9 protein-coding genes are annotated in these 19212 nt (G+C 63.7%); 2 read left to right on the top strand and 7 right to left on the bottom strand.

Annotation, left to right across the window (positions count from 1 at the left end):
- The first annotated feature begins 20 nt into the window (after positions 1 to 20).
- Both ACZK2G_RS05825 and ACZK2G_RS05820 read left to right on the top strand, forming a co-directional pair.
- The gene (locus ACZK2G_RS05825) at positions 21 to 884 is read left to right on the top strand and encodes a sugar phosphate isomerase/epimerase family protein (protein WP_046985712.1); all 864 of its coding nucleotides are present in this window, start codon (positions 21 to 23) and stop codon (positions 882 to 884) included.
- An 18-nt stretch (positions 885 to 902) separates the two neighbouring features.
- Positions 903 to 1199: a c-type cytochrome gene (locus ACZK2G_RS05820; protein ID WP_046985711.1), complete on the top strand. Its 297-nt coding sequence runs from the start codon at positions 903 to 905 to the stop codon at positions 1197 to 1199.
- A gap of 30 nt (positions 1200 to 1229) precedes the next feature.
- Here the strand turns inward: ACZK2G_RS05820 and ACZK2G_RS05815 are convergent, their stop codons facing one another.
- From ACZK2G_RS05815 to ACZK2G_RS05785, 7 genes are all read right to left on the bottom strand, one after another.
- Positions 1230 to 1973: a 3-keto-disaccharide hydrolase gene (locus ACZK2G_RS05815; protein ID WP_478474907.1), complete on the bottom strand. Its 744-nt coding sequence runs from the start codon at positions 1971 to 1973 to the stop codon at positions 1230 to 1232.
- A gap of 14 nt (positions 1974 to 1987) precedes the next feature.
- On the bottom strand, positions 1988 to 2563 hold the full coding sequence (locus tag ACZK2G_RS05810; RefSeq protein ID WP_046985710.1) for a gluconate 2-dehydrogenase subunit 3 family protein: 576 nt from the start codon (positions 2561 to 2563) through the stop codon (positions 1988 to 1990).
- Positions 2563 to 4248: a GMC oxidoreductase gene (locus ACZK2G_RS05805; protein WP_046985709.1), complete on the bottom strand. Its 1686-nt coding sequence runs from the start codon at positions 4246 to 4248 to the stop codon at positions 2563 to 2565. The genes ACZK2G_RS05810 and ACZK2G_RS05805 overlap by 1 nt, the downstream gene beginning before the upstream one ends.
- 27 nt (positions 4249 to 4275) lie before the next feature.
- The gene (locus tag ACZK2G_RS05800; protein WP_211195185.1) at positions 4276 to 5172 is read right to left on the bottom strand and encodes a hydroxypyruvate isomerase family protein; all 897 of its coding nucleotides are present in this window, start codon (positions 5170 to 5172) and stop codon (positions 4276 to 4278) included.
- 200 nt (positions 5173 to 5372) lie between these two features.
- Positions 5373 to 5951, bottom strand: a complete 579-nt coding sequence (locus tag ACZK2G_RS05795) for a single-stranded DNA-binding protein (protein WP_136638395.1) — start codon at positions 5949 to 5951, stop codon at positions 5373 to 5375.
- 192 nt (positions 5952 to 6143) lie between these two features.
- Complete coding sequence (locus ACZK2G_RS05790; protein WP_478474904.1) at positions 6144 to 6692, bottom strand: toxin-activating lysine-acyltransferase; 549 nt, start codon at positions 6690 to 6692, stop codon at positions 6144 to 6146.
- Positions 6689 to 19210, bottom strand: a complete 12522-nt coding sequence (locus ACZK2G_RS05785) for a cadherin domain-containing protein (protein ID WP_478474902.1) — start codon at positions 19208 to 19210, stop codon at positions 6689 to 6691. Before ACZK2G_RS05785 ends, ACZK2G_RS05790 begins: the two co-directional genes overlap by 4 nt.
- Positions 19211 to 19212 lie beyond the last annotated feature (2 nt).

The following is a 19212-nucleotide window of genomic DNA, read 5'->3' as shown; positions in this document are numbered from 1 at the left end:
AAACCCGGGAGGATCTGTAGATGAAAACCCTTGTCCGTAGAACTGCAAGTCTCATCCTGCTGCTCACTGCCCTGCCCGCCTTCGCAGGCGAAGCCGCCAGCACGCAGAAACCGATCGCGGTGCAGATGTACACCCTGCGCAACGCCGGCTCGCTCGACCAGCAGTTGAAGATCGTCCACGACGCTGGCGTACACGCGGTGGAAACAGTCGGCACCCAGGACACCAGCGCGACGGAACTCAAGCAGCTGCTGGACCGGTATTCGATCAAGGCGATCTCATCGCACGTGCCATTGGCCGAGTTGCGCAGCAACCTGGACGGTGTGGTCGCCTTCAACCGATCAATCGGCAACACGACGCTGGTGGTACCGTACCTGGACAAGAAGGATCGCCCGAGCGACGCCGCAGGCTGGACCGCGCTGGGCCAGGAACTGGGCAGTATCGCCAGGCAGGTGCGGGCCAAGGGCATGCGCCTGGCCTACCACAACCACGACTTCGAGCTGGTCGACTTCAACGGCAGGACGGGCCTGGAACTGCTGTTCGCCGCGGCCGGCCCCGACCTGCAGACCGAGCTGGACCTGGCCTGGGTCGCGCGTGCGGGCCTGGATCCGGCGGTGATGCTGGGAAAATTCCGCGGCCACATGTTCGCCGTGCATGCCAAGGACAATGCGCCGAAGGACCAGGCCGAAGACGAAGGCGGATTCGCTGCGGTGGGCCAGGGCGTGCTGGACTGGAACGCGATCCTGCCTGCTGCGGCAGCCGCCGGCGTGCACTGGTACATCATCGAGCACGACCAGCCACGCGATCCGGCCAAGGTCGTCCAGACCGGTGCGGACTATCTGCGTGAACACCTGACCACCAAAGCGCCTGCCCATGCGCGGCGCTGACGCATCAAGGAGCCCCACATGAAAATGATCCTGGCAATGGCGGCGGCCCTGGGCGGCATGAGCCTTGCGACAGCAGCATGGTGCAAGGATGACCCGGCCGCCGGTGCAAAGCTCTACACCGCGAACTGCGTGGCCTGCCATGGTGCGGATCGCGCGGGCATGCCGGGCGCATTCCCGGCGCTCACCGATATCGGCAAGCGCATGGCACCCGCGCAGATCAAGGAAAAGATCAGCAAGGGCGGCGGGCTGATGCCGCCCTTCTCCCAGCTGTCGCAGCAGGAAATCGATGACATCGCCAGCTACCTGGCGAAGTAAGCGGCCGGCAACCACGCCGGCCGCGTGCCACTACAGCTCGCGCACCCAGATGTTGCGGTAGCTGACCCTGGAGTCGTGCTCCTGCAGGTAGAGCGGCGCACACCCATGTGGCGCGTAGGAAGGCGCACCGATGTATTCGGTCTTGCCTGCCAGCACGGTGTCGTCCTGCACCAGCACGCCGTTGTGCAGCACCGTGATGCGCGCGGGCGACGCAAGGCCGCCGCCCGCCGAGAAGCGCGGTGCTTTCCAGAGGATGTCGTAGGCCTGCCACTCACCCGGTGCGCGCGAGACGTTCACCAACGGCATCGCCTGTTTGTAGACCGAGCCTGCCTGGCCGTTGGCATAGGTCGGGTTGTTGTAGCTGTCGAGCACCTGCAGCTCATACAGCTCCTGCAGGAAGATGCCGCTGTTGCCCCGGTTCTGTCCGTCGAAGCCCTTCGTGTCGGCGGGTGTGCGCCACTCGACATGCAGTTGGACATCGCAGAAGCGTTGCCTGGTGCGAATACCCTTGCTGCCGGGCACGACGGTCATGGCGCCATCGGCAACCTTCCAGGGCACGCGACCGCCCTGCTCCGCCTCCCACGCGGAGACATCCTTGCCATCGAACAGCACGATTGCATCGGACGGTGCCTTGCCTGGCGGCGTAGCCACGGTCGCAGGCACTGGCGTCCACACCTCGGTCTTCTTCGGATCGCGTGCAGCGTCGGCACCGTTCTGCGCGAACGCAGGTGCGGCAACCAGCACGGCAGCCGCGATCAGCAGAGGCTTGATCATCCTGTTGCGCTCCATCAGCTGGTCCCCCACGCGGGCGTGCCGGGAACATAGGCCAGGTCGCCGTCGTAGCGCCCCGGCACCGCAACGTACTGCAGCACCCCGGTCGCGCCGACTTTGGAGGTGAAGAAGCCGAAGATGGCCAGCTGCTTTAGCATCGTGAAGTAGTGTGGCATCGCCTCGCCTTCTTCAGGCGTACCGGTTTCGGTCACATCGGCATGACGTGCCTTGGCTTCGGCGTCCAGCGTTCGCAGCAGCCCGGTGCGGGCTTCTGGCGTGAGCGACACGAAGCGGCCGCCGGCGCGTTTGTCGATGTCGGCCAGGCCGGCGCGGAACGTCGCCTGCTGCCGGGCGGTGTAGCAGTCGCTGACGAACGTCGCCATGAACAGGCCGGCGCCGGCATCCTTCGCGCCTGGCGTCCGGGTCCGCGGCAGGATGGTCTCGGCTATCTCGTCCAGCGTGCCGACATCGGCGTCGGAGAAATGGATCTTCGCAGTGGCGGCCGGGGCCTGCCCCTGCACGAGCGCAGGCAGGCCGACCATGGCCGCACCGGTGGCGGCGACGATCATTTTCAACAGTTCACGGCGATCCATCAGAGGTTCCCCGCTTTCAGTTCGCGCACCGCATGGTCGGCGGCCCGGGCCGTCAGCGCCATGTAGGTCAGCGAAGGATTCACGCAGGCGCTGGAGGTCATGCAGGCACCGTCGGTGACATACACGTTGGGCGCATCCCAGACCTGGTTGTGCTGGTTCAGCACCGAGCTCTTCCGATCACGTCCCATCCGCGCGGTCCCCATCTCGTGGATGCCCTTGCCCGGGGCGTAGTCGTTGTCATGCATCTTCACGTCCTTGACGCCGGCCGCTTCCAGCATCTCTGCGGCATCGGCGGCCATGTCCTTGCGCATCGCCAGTTCGTTGGCGCGCATGGCAACGTCCATCGCCAGTACCGGCAGCCCCCACTTGTCCTTGCGCTCCCGGTCCAAGCGGATCGTATTGTCGTGGTGCGGCAGCATTTCGCCGAAGCCGGTCATGCCGATGCGCCAGTCGCCCGGCACGGTCAGCGCTTCCTTAAGGTCGGCACCGATGTTGAGCTCGGCGATCTCGCGCGACCACCCCGTGCGGCTGGCACCGCCCTGGTAGCCGAAGCCGCGCAGGTAGCCGCGTTTGTCGGCCGCGACGTTGCGGAAACGCGGAATGTAGAAACCGCACGGACGACGGCCGAAGTAGTACTTGTCTTCGTATCCCTCGACGCGGCCGGAGGCACCCGCACCGAAATGATGGTCCATCACGTTGTGCCCCAACTCGCCCGACGAGGAGCCCAGCCCGCCGTCCCAGACATCGGTGGCCGAGTTCATCAACAGCCACGTCGAGTTGAACGACGAGGCGTTGAGGAAGATGACCTTGGCGGTGTACTGGTAGGTCTGGCCGGTCTCGGCGTCGATGACCTCCACGCCGCGGGCACGCTTGCGGTCCTTGTCGTAGAGCACTTCCTTGACGATCGAGAACGGCCGCAAGGTCAGGTTGCCGGTCTTCATCGCCGCCGGCAGTGTCGCTGCCTGGGTGGAAAAGTAAGCGCCGAAGGGGCAACCCAGGATGCACTTGTTGCGGTACTGGCAGTTGACGCGGCCCTGCTCGGGCATGGGCTTGGTGATGTTGGCAGTGCGCGAGTGGATCATGTGCCGGGTGCCGCCGAATGCCTTTTTGATCCGTGCGGCCACGTCCTTCTCGACGATGTTCAATGGGATAGGCGGCAGGAACTCGCCATCCGGCAACACGTCCAGCCCTTCACGCGTACCAGCAATACCGGCGAACTTCTCCACATGGTCGTACCACGGCGCGATATCGGCGTAGCGGATCGGCCAATCGGCCGCGATGCCGTCCTTGAGGTTCGCCTCGAAGTCCAGGTCGGAGAAGCGATAGCTCTGCCGGCCCCATAACAATGAGCGGCCGCCGACGTGGTAACCACGGAACCAGTCGAAGCGCTTGGTCTCGACGTAGGGCGAGTCCTGCTCGTTGGCCCACATTCCTTCCAGGTTTTCGGCCAGCCCGTAGTCGCGCATCAGCACCGGGAAATCGGCTTTCATCGCCTGGGTGGGCCGGTTTCGATGCGGGAAATCCCATGCCTCCTTCATCGCATTGACGTAGTCCTTCACGTGCTCGATGTTGCGTCCGCGTTCCAGCATCAGGACCTTCAGGCCCTTTTCGGTCAGCTCCTTCGCTGCCCAACCGCCACTGATTCCCGAGCCAACAACAATGGCGTCGTAGTGATTATCTGCCATGGGTTTCTCACCTGGGTGGATATCGTTTCAGACGTCGCAGAGGCGGATTGCCTCGCGCAATGAGCCAACGGGATCGGGCGCTGCAGGCATGAACTCCTGCGCCAGATATCCCTTGAAACCGGTGTCGCGGATTGCGCGGCAGATGGCCGGATAGTGGAGCTCCTGCTGGTCTCCGATCTCGTTCCGGCCGGGCACGCCCGCGGTGTGGTAATGCTTGAAGCAGGCATGATGCTTGCCGATGGTGGCGATGATGTCGCCTTCCATGATCTGCATGTGGTAGATGTCGTAGAGCAGGCCGAAGTTGTCCGAGCCGAGCCGCTGACACAGCTCCACACCCCATGCGGAGTGGTCGCACAGGTAGTCGCGATGATCGACCTTGGAGTTCAACAGCTCCATCACCAGCACCACACCGCGCTTCTCGGCGTGCCCGAGGATGCGCTTGAGGCCGGCCTCTGCATTGGCCAGACCTTCCTTCGGGTCCATGCCGTTGCGGTTGCCGGAGAAGCAGATCAGGTTGCGATAACCGGCATCGGCGACCAGATCGATGTGCCGCGTGTAGCGTTCCACCAACTGGTCATGGAACTGGCGGCCAGCAAAGCCCTTGGTCAGGCCCAGCTCCGCGCCGTTGCACATCGAGCTGTACACGCCGTTGGCCTTCAGCGTCGGCCAGTCCTCCGGACCGACCAGGTCGATCGCGGCAAAACCGATGTCCTTCACTGTCGTGCAGAGCTGGGCGACCGACAGCTGCGGGAAGGTCCAGCGGGCGACGGAATGCTTCAGGTTGCCCTTGAGTTGCGCAGTGGCGGCGAATGCGGGGAGCATGCCTGCCGCCCCCAAGCCAATGCTGCCGGCAACTGCGAGACGCAGCGCATCGCGCCGCGTGAGGCCCGTCGCCGGGGCCGGTCTGATCGAATGGATGGACATCCACCTGCCGGCCTCCCAACCGGTATCAAACGCAACGATTCACAGCAATGCAATCGATTGCACCATAGGGGAGGAAATTGTCTGTTTGCAAGTCGCGGTGCACGAAAACCGATGCTGCGGGGCACAACTCCAAAGGGATTCCGGAAAAAGAAAAGCCCCGCATCGCGGGGCTTTCTTTTCTGCTGCAGGCGACCGTTCGATCAGAACGGAATATCGTCATCAGCGAAGTCGTCCATCGGCGGCGCCTGCTGCGGCTGCGGGCGCTGGTTGCCACCCTGGTTGCCGTAGCCGCCGCCCTGGTTGCCGCCCTGGTTGCCATAGCCACCACCCTGGCCTCCGCGCTGGCCACCGCCGCCGCCGCCGCCGTACTCCTGGCGCGGCGCCTGCTGGCGCTGCGGGCGCTCACCGCCGCCGTAATTGCCGCCACCACCACCGCCGCCTTCACCGCGGCCGCCCAGCATCTGCATCTCGTCGGCGATGATGTCGGTGGAGTACTTCTCCACGCCGTCCTGGCCGGTGTACTTGTCGTAGCGCAGGCTGCCTTCGACATACACCGAGCTGCCCTTGCGCAGGTACTCGCCGGCGATTTCGCCGAGCTTGCCGAAGAACACCACGCGGTGCCATTCGGTACGTTCCTGCTGGTTGCCATCCTTGTCCTTGCGGACGCTGGTGGTGGCCAGGCTGATGCGGGTGATCGCCATGCCACCCTGGGTGTACTTCACGTCCGGATCGTTGCCGAGGTTGCCGACCAGGATGACTTTGTTGATGCCGCGCGCCATAGGTAAGTGATTCCATTGTCCGGGGGCTGGTGCCTGTCATAGCACACAGCCGGAGTTGCCGATACCCGGCCGCCCATGGGTGGGCACTGCCAGAAACCCGGCATTCTATCATCGAGCCCCAGCCCACCGGGCTTGCCGCTGTTCCCCCGACCGCCAGAGTGGCGGCCGGGGCGGACGTTCACCCTTCCCGGATCAGGCCGCCTGCGACGGCACGCCGCCCAGGGTCACCTTGTCACGCCGGCCGGTGGCCGGATCGGTCCGGTGCATGGACAGGCTGCGCCCCGCGAACGGCCCGGTCAGCAGATCGCCCAGCATGGCCTCGGCCAGGCCGTTGCCGGGCTGGGCGAAGGGGGTGATGAACTCGATCAGCCACAGGCGATCGCCACTGTTCCAGTCGTCCAGTTCCAGCCGCTCGCCCTGCTCCAGCTTCTGCTCGGCCTGCTCGGACAGGTTCGCCCAGATCGCAACGCCCAGCGGCAGCTGCTCCAGCGCCTGCTGGGTCAACCCGGCGAAGGCCGCACCGGCTTCCTGCATGCCCGGCAGCGGCGGCAGTGTGCCGAAACGGAACACCCGGAACTGCTCCTTCAGCAGCGGCGGCATGAACCACCATTCCAGGTCCTTGAGCTGCATCTCACGGTGCAGCGGCGATTGCGAAAGCAGCCAGACGATCTGGCCCAGAGCCTCGGCAACAGTGCGCGGTGCCCCTTCGGCGGCGGCGGTGTCTGTCGTGGAAGTGATCATGAACGGGAAATCCTGTAGTCGGGAATGGCGGTCAACAGTTCCATGGTGGCCGGATCGCGCGCGGCCGTGCTGATGCCCTGGGCATAGGGCTGGGCGTCGAACGTGGACATCGCTTCGATCATCTGGAAGCGCTTCTTCTGCGCCAGCGCCAGATTGTCATGCAAGGCTGAGCGCTGTGTAGCCGGGCCGGACGGAATGCTTTCGTCGATGGGGGCACGCTGTTCCGACCGAGCCGATTGCTGCATACGCTCGGCTTCGGTGGGCTCAACGCCACCGAAGCGATCCCGGGATTCTGCCGCCGCCAGTTCCGCCGGGGCCTGCGACAGGTCAGCTGCAGGCGCGAAGCGTGGATCGCCGCCTCGGCGGTTGACCCGGCCGGAGGCGGCATCACCGCTGCCCAGGTCACGTCCGCCCTTGCCGGCGCCACCGTTGAGATTCAAGCCGTCCCCGTCAGCGTCCTCCTCCCGCTCTCCAAATGCGAAGAACATGTCCGACAAGGCCGCCTGGGTGCCATCGGTACGGGTGTACTGACCGTTGGCGTAGGTGGTGTTGTCCGGCGATGTACCGGGCATCTGCCCGGTGCGGCGCGCATCAAGATTGATCGACGCCACGCCCGCCTGTTGCAACGTCAACAGTTCACCGATCTGGCTGATGCCATCGCGGTTCGCGTCGCGCCAGACCTGGAACTCTGCAAAGCGAGCGTCGTTGGCATCCAGGCGCCGGTCACCATTGCTGTCATAGGCAGCCAGGCCTTCAAGGTCGGAATGGGCCCCCTCCAGATCCATCGTGAACGAGATTTCGGCGCCGGAATCGATCGTGCCGTTGCGGTTGCGGTCCAGGACAAGCAGGCCATCGTGTGGCCCGACCCAGCCTGTCAGGTCACGCACGCCATCACCATTCATGTCGAAGCGTGTGGCGCTTTGCGCCCAGCCCACGGTCTCGACGCCGTCGCCATCCAAATCAAGTACGACTGGGCCCAGGCGCCCGCCCCACTGGTTGACGACAAACTTCAAAGGATCACTCCACAGCCCTGCAGAATCCACCGCTTGGACGACGATCTCATACCATGTGTCGTAGTAGGTCTCCTGGAAGTAGCCCGCGCCGCTACCTCGCGGATCGCCCCAGTCCCCAGATGTCTCCGTTCGGCGGCCGCCACGGCCCACAATGCGCGAATCGAAGATGTTGCTTCCGTAAGGAGTCAGGAAACCATCACCCGAGATACCGCGCGTTGTGGTACCTCCATCGAACGTGTAGGTGTCACCCGAGTAAGTATCCCAATACTGGCCGGAGACGCCAGTGAACTCCACTGCACTGGTAACATGCATGATGGCGTAGAAGTCCTCCTGGTCATTCGCAGCAAGCACCTGGTAGAAATTTCCATCCTGCCAGGTCGCGATCGTCGGCCGCTCATTGACGTTCTGCACATTGATCGTCACCCAGGTACTGCTGGACAGGCCCCCGCGATCGGTGACGGTCACCTGGATCTGGTGGCTCTGTGCGGTTTCATAGTCCAGCTGTCCGTGGAGCGCGATCTGACCCGTGGTGGCATTGATGCCGAACAGATTGCTGGCGCCGCCGGTAATGGCAAAACGGTGGTCGCGGTTGTACCACTGGCTGTCGGGGTCGGACCAGTTGGTGAACTGGAACACGGTCTGCCCTGCACCCGGCGACGATTCAGCCAGCGTCAGGCTCTGGCCCCAGGTTGTCGGCGCTTCGTTGACGTCTTCGATGCGTACCGTGATCTCGCGGTTGCCCGACACCAGCGCACCATCCGTGGCACGGACCGTGACGTTGTAGTAAGCCTCCAGCTGGCCGTCGCCGTCGCCGTCAATCAGCTGCAGGTACGGTGCAACCGCTTCGAAATCGAAACTGCTGACGTTGTACTTGAGCTGGTTTCCGGAAATGACGAACCAGGCAAAGGGGTCGTTGATGATCTGATACGAGGGTGTGGTCCCGTCCGGATCAGACGAGGACAGCGTGGCTACCACCTGCCCGGACACGCCGGTGTTCTCGGAGGTGAGGGCCACGTGCTGCACGACGTCCGGCGTTCGTGGTGCTTCGTTGACGTTGGACACGCCCACTTGGAACACTTGGTCGCGGGTCGCGCCGTGGGTGTCGGTCACCCTCACTGTAATTGCATGCGAAGTGGCTGCCTCGTAGTCCAGCAGCCCACCATTGGCGACGCTCAGTACACCAGCAGCAGTGATGGCAAAGCGGCCGCCGGCATTGTTGACCAGGGTGAAGGTCAGGCCGTCGGTGGCATCCTGGTCCTGGCCGCTGAACCTGCCGACCTCGGTGCCGTTGCCCGTGTTCTCGGCAATGCTGAGCGAGCGGTCGGCAGTGATGCCATGAGGCGCGTCGTTGACGTCCTCCAGGCGCACGGTAATGGTGCGCGCATCTGCCGAGGTCAATCCACCGGATACCGCTTTCACCGACACCGAGTACACCACCTCCTGGCGGCCATCGCTGTCAGCATCGCTCAGTGTCATGCCAGCGGCCTTCAGCGCCTCGAAATCCAGCACCAGGCCGTCACGGAACTTCAGCTGGTTACCGACCAGAGTGAACCAGCCGCGCGAGTCTCCCTCCAGCACATAGCTGTAGCTGCCATTGCCGCCGCTGGAAGCCAGGTTGGCAATCACCACACCGCCCAACGCGGCATTTTCGGCAGCGATGGCCACCGGCTGGCTGGACACGGTCGGTATCGCCGGAGCTTCATCGACGTTGGTCACCGCCACGGTGAAGGTCTTGTCGCGGGTGAGGCCACCGGCGTCGGTCACGCGCACCACGATCTGATGCGATGTGTTGGTCTCGTAGTCGAGCAGGCTGGCATTGGCCACCGTCAGTACACCCGCCGCGGAAATCGCAAAGCGGCCACCGGCATTGTCGGTCAGGCTGAAGGTGAAGCCATCGTTGTCCGCGTCGACGCGGGCGAAGTTGCCCAGCACCGTGCCATTGGCCACCGGCGCATCCGCCGTGGATTCGACCGTGCTCAACGCGCGGTCGACCGTGATGTCGGTCGGACGCGCGTTGATGGAGACCGACAGGGTCTGCGTCTTGCTGCTGGTCAGGCCGGTGGCGGTCTCCTTGGCGATGGCGGTCACGGTCAGCGCCGCAGTGCCGGTCAGATCGGCCGACCACGTGGCCGGGCCGACCAGCGCCAGACCGGCCAGCTGCGCCGGCGTCAGCGACCACACGCCGTTGCCCAGGTTCGTTCCCTTGTTCAGGGTCAGCCCGGTCGGAAGGTTGGAGATGCGGATCTCCAGCGTTTCCGACCCGTCGGTGTCGGTGAGGGCAGCCTGCACGTCCAGCGTCAGCGTTCCGCCATCAAGCGTCTTGCCGACCTGCACGGCACGGGTAATCACCGGCGCGTCCACTACCGGCGCCACATTCATGAAGAACACGCGCTCGGTCACCAGCCCACCGGCATCGGTTGCGATCAGCTTGATCGCAACGCGTCCGCTGGTGTTGCCCTTCGGCACCAGCGTCACCGTGCGCTCGCCGTTGGCTCCCGCAGTGATGGTCGGAGTATTCATCCAGGCAACCACCGTCGTGAGGTCAGTCGCATCCACCGCCACGGCACGCACGGTGACCCCGGATGCCGGGGTCAGGTCATCACCGACGGTGAACTGCAGGGCGACCTGGCCATCCTCGTTGATCGACTGATCCGGTACGATGCTGATCGACGGCAGGCCGTTGCCATCCCAATAGTGCCGCCACTGGTTCTCGAACGTGCCGTCGGCATGCAATGCCTGATAGGCCGCGACCGTGACGGGCTTGGTGCGGCCGGCCATCAGCGCGACCAGTGCCTCTGCATTGATCGTGCTGCTGGCGTGCTCGCCGGCCAGGAAGAAATCGATCTTGTAGTTGGCGCGATCATTGGCGTTGGTGGTGGTGTACCAGCCCTTGATCGTGGTCACCACGCTGGTACCGATCACCGAGATCACCAGGTCATCGCCGGTGCGGCTGAACCACAGATCATTCCGACTGATGTCGCGGTAGCCGATGACGTCGATGTCGTCGCCACTGGAATCGTAATTGCGGATCTCATCCGCACCCGAATCGCGATCGATCAGATAGACGTCACTGTCATCGCCACCGATCAGAATGTCGCTGCCGGCGCCGCCATACAGCGTATCGTTGCCGGCCTGCGCATCCAGCAGATCATCACCGTCACCACCATAGAGCGTGTCATTGCCGGCCCCACCGTAGAGCGTGTCATTGCCGGCACCGCCCTCGATGTAGTCATCACCCGCGCTACCGGTGATGGTGTCGTTGAATGCACTGCCGATGATCCGCTCGAATGCATCTTCAAGCACGTCACCGGCCGCTGCGCCGCCATGGGTTCCCGTCGCCAGGTTCAGCACCACGCCGGCCGTTGCCGATGCATAGGTCAGCGTATCGACACCGGCGCCTCCGGACAGGGTGTCGGCACCGGCACCGCCATCGAGGATATCGTCGCCATCGCCACCGCGCAGGATGTCGTTGCCGACGCCGCCGCGCAGCGTGTCATTGCCGATGGCCCCTTCCAGCAGGTCATTGCCGGCACCGCCATCGAGGATGTCATTGCCGGCGTCGCCGTACAGGCGATCATCACCGTCTTCGCCATACAGGTTGTCATCGCCATCACCGCCACGCAGCTCGTCGACGCCTGCGCCACCGTACAGCGTGTCTCGACCCAGCTCGCCCCACAGTTTGTCGTCGCCAGCCTCACCGCGCAGATTGTCATCGCCATCGCCGCCGTACAGGTCGTCGTTGCCACCGCCGCCGTTGATGATGTCGTTGCCGCCGAGCCCCTGGATCACGTCCCGGTTGGCCTGGCCGACCAGCGTTTCTCCAGCGGCAGTGCCGTACAGGTAGTCATCGCGGTTGACCACGGTGAAGACCAACTGCTTGCTGACGCTCAACCCGGCGCCGCCGCGATCGGTCGCGGTGACCGTCACGGTGACGTTGCTTCCCGCTTCATAGTCAACGATCGCACCGGCCTTCAGGCGCAGCTGGTTGCCGTTGATGATCTCGAAGCGGCTGTCGGACACGCTGTACACCATCGTGGCGAAATCACTGCCTGCCATGGTGTCTGGATCGGTGGCCGACAGCGTGCCGAGCAGGATCGCCGGCAGCGCAGTTCCGGTGGGAACCCGATCGGTTTCGCTGAGGCTGGTGGTGGTGGCCGCGAACACCACCGCCGTCGGTGCTTCATTCTCGTCTTCGATGGCATAGGTGAAGCTGAGCGTCGAAGCAGATGCCAGGCTGCCGTCGTACGCCCTCACGCTTGCGGTCAGCAGCACCTCCTTGATGCCGTCGCCATCCAGATCGACCAAGGTCGCGCCCTGGGCGGCGGCCAGCGTCTCGAAGTCGATCGCAACGCCCGCACGCACGCGTACCTGGTTACCCACAACCTCCAGCAGACCGCCCGGGTTGGTCACCAGCTGCAGGGTCGGCGTTGTCTTGTCAGGATCCCCGATCACGAAGGTGCCCACCAGCGTACCGGCGCCCGTCTTTTCACCGGCCAGTACGGGCGCGGTGTTCGGTGGCCGCGTCGGCGTGAACGGCGCCTCGTTGATGTTGCGTACGTCGATCGTGAAGTCCTTCTCGAACCACGCGCCGGCACCGTCGGTCACGCGCACCCGGATGGTGTGCGCGGTGGCGGTTTCATAGTCCAGCTTGGTGCCATCACGAACGCTCAGCGTGCCATTGGCCGCAATCTGGAAGCGGCCACCGCCGTCATTGACGAGGGTAAAGGTGGCTGTGTCCTCGGCGCCGTCACGGTCGACATGGCCAAAGCGGCCCAACGAAAGATTGTTGGCAGCGTTCTCGTCCACCGCCAGCGGCCCCGGCGCGAGGATGTCGCTGGGCGCGTCGTTGACCGAGCGCACCACCAGATCGACGATCTGGTCGGCGGTATTGCCGTCGGCATCGGTCACCCGGACCACGAAGCGGTCGGTGCCGTGGCGGTCTGCCGCCGGCGTATAGACCCAGGCACCCGTGGCCGCATTGAGGGCAACGGTCCCCATACCGGGTGCGGTGATCACCGTGTACCCGGTGATGTTCCCGTCATGGTCGACGGCATTGACGCTGCCACTGAGCGGCACGTCCTCATCGGTGGCCAGGTACTGCGTTTCGACCAGCGGTGCCGGCTTGCTCGAGTTCTGCCAGTAGCTGCCGAGCAGGCCCTGCAAGCTGGAGGACATCCCGGCCGGCACGGACGCCGACTCTGCCGCCATTGCCGCAAGCAGCGGCTCGGCGTGGGCGAGGAACAGCGAGCCTGCACCGGTCGCGATCTCGGTGATCCGGCTGGCGCCGGAGTAGTAGCCCGCGATAGTGATCCGGGTGCTGCCACCGATCACGCTGACCAGCAGATCGTTGCCCACCTTCTGCAGCCAGACCTCGTGGTTGGCCACGTTCTGCAGCACGATGCGATTGACGCCCAGTGCGTCTTCGATGCGGTCGTTGCCACCCTCCCGATCGAACAGGTAGGTGTCATTGCCATCACCGCCCCGCAGCAGGTCGTGGCCGGCCTCACCGGCCAGGGTGTCGTTGCCGGTCCCGCCATCCAGCAGGTCGTCGCCTGCGCCACCCACCAGGGTATCGTTGCCGGCCTCGCCGTAGAGCTGATCGTCTCCGTCCTGGCCCCCCAGGGTGTCATTACCTTCGCCGCCCCAGGCCTTGTCGTTGCCTACATCGCCGCTGATCTGGTCGTCGCCCAGCCCACCGTAAAGCTCGTCAGCACCCGCGCCACCGGCCAGCACATCGTTGCCCACGCCACCTTCAAGTCGGTCATCGCCGGCATCGCCGGACAACGCATCGTTGCCGTCGCCGCCCATCAGGGTGTCGTTGCCATCACCACCGATGAGCACGTCATCGCCCCCACGCCCATCCAGCCAGTCGTTGCCGCCCAGCCCGATCAGGCGATTCGCGCGTGAATCACCACTGATGGTATCGGCGAAGCCGTCGCTGCCAACCACGTTCTCCAGCGTGCTGACGCCGTTGACTGCAACCAGGGTATCGCCATCGGCGTGCCCGCCCGACAGAGTACCCGCAGCCAGGTCCAGCACCAGCGACGCAGTGGAGGTCACATAGCGGATGGTATCGCCATAGGCTTCACCCGCCACCGCCGCCTGGCCGAGGCTGATGCGATCGCTGCCGCCGTCGAGGATGTCGGCACCGGCGCCGCCCTCCAGCGTGTCGTCGCCGTCGCCGCCCCGCAGTGTGTCATTGCCATCACCACCGGACAGCACATCCAGCCCGATCCCGCCGTTGATGGTGTCGGCGCCGGTCCCGCCCAGAACGAAATCGTCCAGATCGGTGCCACCCTGCGCCAGCTGCCGCAGGTTGATCAGATCGACCACCAGGCCATCGCTGAGCTGCAGCTTTTCTACAAAGCGCTTTTCATTGTTTGCAGACTCCAGCAGGACTGACCCGTTCTGCGCCGCAGTGATGTCCAGGCGATTGCCGTTGGCGATCTTCAGGCTGAGATTGGAAAGGCTGATACCGGTCCCGAAGGACAGCGTATCGCTCCCCCCGTCGGCGTCCTGGAAGGCCTCACGGACAATCTGCAGGCCATTGTCGGAATTGCGCCAAGCGCCGCCCACCAGACGGCCTACGCCGAACGGCCAAGTCAACACCGGAGGCATCGCTGCCTGCTGGGTCGCGAACAGGAAGTCGATCTGCGCCGAACTCCTGTACACGACCTGGCCGGACTCGCGGCTGGTCAGGATCAGCTGATAGGCGTGCTTGCCACCCGCGCCCACCCCAAGGTAGTTCCAGGCTGCCGCATAGCCTGCGCCCACTTCGCCGCTTGCCGTGACGATCTCTTCCAGCGAGAAGGCCCCGTCGAAAATCTGGTCGTCACCGTCGCCAATGTTGTACTCATAGACATCGTCGCCCTCACCGCCATACAGCACGTCCGCGCCGCCGCCGCCGCGCAGCACGTCCGCGCCGATGCTGCCGCCGAGGCGGTCGGCACCGACACTGCCTTCAATACCCTCGATACTGCTGTAGGCATCGCCCTTGGCATCGCCGGTATTGGCGAACGTGCCTTCCAGGTAGACGCGCACCGCCGCGCTGCCCGCGTAGGACGCGATGTCCACGCCACCGCCACCGAACAGGGTGTCCGCGCCGGCACCGCCGTGCAGCAGATCGTCGCCCTGACCGCCGTACAGGATGTCGTCACCCGCACCGCCACGCAGCGTATCGTCGCCTTCGTTGCCCATCAGCAGGTCATTGCCCGCGCCGCCGTCGATGACGTCATCGCCACCGTTGCCGGTCAACCAGTCCTTGCCAGCCGTTCCGGCAATCGTGTCATTGCCATCGCCGCCCCCGAGCAGGGTCATGTCGGTGAGCGCATGGCGGCCGGTCGCGGCAAACACCATGTTCTCGATCGATCCACCCAGCGCGTACCAGTCCTTGATCGTGATCCGGTCACTGGACGCCGAGAGGCGCTCCTTCTCGCCATCGCGGCCGATCACCAGGCGCAGGTCATTGCCATCGCGCTGCAACATCACATCCTGGATGTCGATGCCAACGCCAAACTCCAGCGAATCAACGCCCGCATTGCGCGCAATCAGGCCATTGAGCGCGCCCTTGTGCCGGCGCAGTACCTGCGCCTCATCATTCCAGTCGTTGTGGCTGATCCAGGTGGAACCGTCGAAATAGACCACGCCGTCCTTGCTGACGGTGCCATCGGCATTGCGTACATAGCCGTTGACGTAGGCGCCCTTCTCCCAGACCAGATCCCAGTTGTCGACATAGTCGTCCATGACAATGTCGTCACCATCGCCGCGCTGGTAGCGGAAGACGTCATCGCCTTCACCGCCCACCACTTCGTCGTTGCCACGGCCGCCGACCACCAGGTCCGAACCCGTACCACCATACACCCGGTCATTGCCATCATCGCCAAACACCGTGTCGTTGCCCGCGCCACCCAGCACCTGATCGTTGCCGGAGCCGCCCATCACCCAGTCCTGGTCGCCATCGCCAGCAACGAAATCGTCGCCCGAGCCACCATTGCCGAAGTCATTGCCGGCCAGACCGCGGATCTCGTCATCGCCGGCGCCGCCATACAGGAAGTCCGCGCCGTAGGTACCCAGGATTACATCCGAGCCACCGGTGCCGATGATGTACGAGGTCATGTCGCCGATGCGAATGTCCTCACCGTCGGCAAACCGCAGCCACTCCACGCGATGCGAGGATTCGAACCAATCCTTGATGGTCAGCTCATCGCCGGTGAGAGTGGCGTTGCCGGCGGCGTCATAGCTGACCAAGGCAATGATCAGGTCGTTGCCGGCACCGCTGGCCGAGGAGCGACGCATCTGGATGTTCTGCAGCGACAGGCCGGTGCCGAACACGATCGCGTCCTCACCCCCCTTCACCGAGCCGTTGACCTCGTACTCGCCACCACCGGCCCAGTTGCGCGCCAGCTGTCCATTGGCGATCTTGGCGAGGCGGTCATTCAAGCTGTCGCCACTGCCGCGGATGGCCCCCGCCCCCTCTTCGTCGTAGACCACATCGCGGCCGTCACCGAGCCGGAACAGGTACTGGTCCGCGCCGCCCCCACCGAACAGGCGCGCTTCGCCATTGGCACCGCGATCATCGCCGGCGCCACCGCCGATGATGTCACCACCCTCGCCACCCACCAGCAGGTCGTTGCCGGCGCCACCTTCCAGCCAGTCCGAACCGGTGCTGCCATACAGGCGATCATCGCCGGCACCGCCGTCGAGATAGTTGCCGTTGCCACCACGCACAGCGATCGCCAGCGCCTGTGCGCCGGCATCACCGATGGCGAAGTTCACATTGGTGACATTGCCGGCGAACAGCACGTCATTGCCGTCACCGCCAAACAGCCAGTCATCGAGCAGGCCGCCCACCAGGGTATCGTTGCCGCTGCCTCCGAGCAGATCGTTGCCGAGGTCTCCACCCCGGACCAGATCGTCGCCTGCACCGGCATCGATGACGGCCGCGATCTCGATGCGATGCGTGGCCGAAGGGGTCTTGCCGTTGATCAGCAGGCCGGTGGTACTGGACAACGTTGCACCGTTGACGATGATGCTGTCGTTGCCGGCACTGCCGAGGATGCGATCCTTGTCTGCGGTAACGATGGTGTCGCCCAACGAGTGAACCTCGTCTCCAGTCCAGCTGACCAAAGTGCGCTTTCGTCCTCCATCGGGATCGAGCGCCAATGTCATATTGGAGGCAATCAGACCAATACCATCCACAACGCCATCTGCCAGCTGATCAAGCCACGCGGCGAACCCTCCCGTCCAATCAGATGCGGCACGCCGGTTGAGCCCAAGCTCTTCGACACGGACAAGTGTAATGGCCCACTGCGCGGCGAATCCGCTCTCGGGCGCTCCCGCAATCAGAGTGTTGATTTCCCACGGAGAGGCAATATATCTCGCATAGTCGGTAGCAACGGCCATGTCACCAAATAGATTGGTCGGACTGAAACTTGTCGGTGCATCCAGGCTGACAAGGTTCTTTCCAATGGCACGCTTGATGTATACATCTCCACCAATCATCCGATCGAGAAGATTGGACAGCGCCCGCACCGTACCGTAGGAAATTACATCCTCGGCCTTGGAGGTCGTGAATGACGGCTCCGACCAGTAGCGATACTTCTTGCCATACGTTCCATAGGTACCGCCATCTACCGTCGCGCCTGTTGCCAACCGGCTCCCGGATATCTCCAGAACCGCGTTCATGGTGCCTGCGACCTGATTGGCAAGCAGCGTAGCTCCGATACTCACGCCGCCTGAACGGGCGCGAACACCAGAGACGGCGAAGGTCGAATTCGCCTCGTCCCAGGTGACCGATGCCCAGGAGCGCGGCTTTCCGCTGGAGAACAGACTTCCGATCAATCCTCCGAATATGTACCCTACCAACGCACCAATGGCAGCGCCGATGGGGCCCGCATAGGTGGTGCCAACGGCCTGCAGCAGAGCACTCCAAGTTTGCGCCATCGTCGCACCAACATAGGCGCCCACGGCGGAGCCGATCTGAGCGCCTAGCTGTCCACCCACCGTTTCGAACTGGACGAGACTGGCGCCCAGGCGAGCGCCAATATATCCACCGATTGCGGTAAAGACCTGACCCGTTGACAAGCCATCTGTGATGCTGATCGTGGCGCCATCAGCAATCTTGATCGCGTTCTCAATGATCTGGCTGAGCGAGCTTGCAGCAACGCTCTGTCCGACCTCACCCAACGTTCCCTTGATGCCAAGCGAACTGATCAGCTCAGCCGTCAGATAGGCAGAAACCGTGCCAGCGGCGGCCCCTTGGAGGCTTGCTCGAAACTCCTCCGGGATATCAGAAAGCAGATCCAGGACGCCCGCCCGCGTCACGACCTTCGTTCCACCTGCAGCTGCAATCTCGGCCAGGTTCTTACCTACCGTCTTCAACGTGGCTGAAGCAAGCACCTTCCACAGCGGATCGTTGATCTTCAACGCAGAGGCGATCGCGCCGCCAATGGACCCGCCCAATCCCCCAGCCATGGTGATTCGCTGCAAGGTTTCACTGTCAACGGGGAGCTGCAACTGTGATGGGCTCCGCGGCTTCTGCGAAGCGTCACCCTTCCTATTGAAGACTCGCAATGGCCCACGGCCATCTGAGAAAATGAACTGGCTATCTCTTCCGCTGAAGTACAAGCCGTCTGCCTCAAGCGCCGATGCATTGCCGCCTATCGCCTCGAGATCAATCCGAACGTCACCAGGCTGGTTTCCCGCAGGCATCTGCCGCTGCATCTGCAGCTCGACTTCGATGATGTACTCCAGCTGGGGACCCAGGTAATAGTTCGGGTAATTGAGCCCCCCGGACTGGCCAAGCCCGGCGCCCGTGCCATCGTAGTAGCAGACTCCGAATCCCTCGACGTTCGGCGAAGTCCTGCTGGACTCAATGGAGTAGTTGCTGCGCATGGTGATGCCCTGTGCGAGCTTGTAACTACCATTGGGTTCCTTGACGATACATCCCGGTGGCATCGCCTGATACATCCTGGCCAGGAACGACTGCTGGTCGATGCCATTGTTGGAATTGAGCACGGCTCGTCCCCAAACCGCGTTCCACCCCCCGATCATCGCAATCGCTTCGTTTCGACGCGTGGCCTTAAGGTAAGCGTCCAAGATGGGCGTATAGTCTCTGACACCCTTCACGACCGAGAGTGCGTATACCTGCTGTCGGAATGTTTCAAGCGCTTTGGCGTTCTCAACTTCATAGATGCTATGTGCGGTTTCATGGCCGAGCACGAATGCCAGCGCATCCAACGCAGCTTCACCTCCAGCAGTGAACCGATCGCGACTTATGCGGATGACTCCGGATCCTGCGCTGTAGTGTCCTCCCTCTGTCGCACCGGAGGGAAGCAGTTCAATTCCCTTCAGGGTCCCATTCTTGGCGGATACGTTCAAACGAATCATGAGTTCGGGTGAACTCTCGATTGTCCGCCGAATGGTCTGCTCGGCCCTGGAGAACTGCCCCCCCTTTTGACGGAGACTCTGCAGTACGGCTTCAAGCTCATTGTTGATCGATGGCATGT

The sequence above is a fragment of the Stenotrophomonas sp. 107298_Sma genome, from assembly GCF_056480345.1.
This window is presented reverse-complemented; position numbering and strand designations above follow the sequence as displayed.

Excerpts from the sequence above, each read along its gene's own strand:
- ACZK2G_RS05825 (WP_046985712.1), top strand. The coding sequence starts at position 21 with ATGAAAACCCTTGTCCGTAGAACTGCAAGTCTCATCCTGCTGCTCACT.
- ACZK2G_RS05820 (WP_046985711.1), top strand. The coding sequence starts at position 903 with ATGAAAATGATCCTGGCAATGGCGGCGGCCCTGGGCGGCATGAGCCTT.
- ACZK2G_RS05815 (WP_478474907.1), bottom strand. The coding sequence starts at position 1,973 with ATGATCAAGCCTCTGCTGATCGCGGCTGCCGTGCTGGTTGCCGCACCT.
- ACZK2G_RS05810 (WP_046985710.1), bottom strand. The coding sequence starts at position 2,563 with ATGGATCGCCGTGAACTGTTGAAAATGATCGTCGCCGCCACCGGTGCG.
- ACZK2G_RS05805 (WP_046985709.1), bottom strand. The coding sequence starts at position 4,248 with ATGGCAGATAATCACTACGACGCCATTGTTGTTGGCTCGGGAATCAGT.
- ACZK2G_RS05800 (WP_211195185.1), bottom strand. The coding sequence starts at position 5,172 with ATGTCCATCCATTCGATCAGACCGGCCCCGGCGACGGGCCTCACGCGG.
- ACZK2G_RS05795 (WP_136638395.1), bottom strand. The coding sequence starts at position 5,951 with ATGGCGCGCGGCATCAACAAAGTCATCCTGGTCGGCAACCTCGGCAAC.
- ACZK2G_RS05790 (WP_478474904.1), bottom strand. The coding sequence starts at position 6,692 with ATGATCACTTCCACGACAGACACCGCCGCCGCCGAAGGGGCACCGCGC.
- ACZK2G_RS05785 (WP_478474902.1), bottom strand. The coding sequence starts at position 19,210 with ATGCCATCGATCAACAATGAGCTTGAAGCCGTACTGCAGAGTCTCCGT.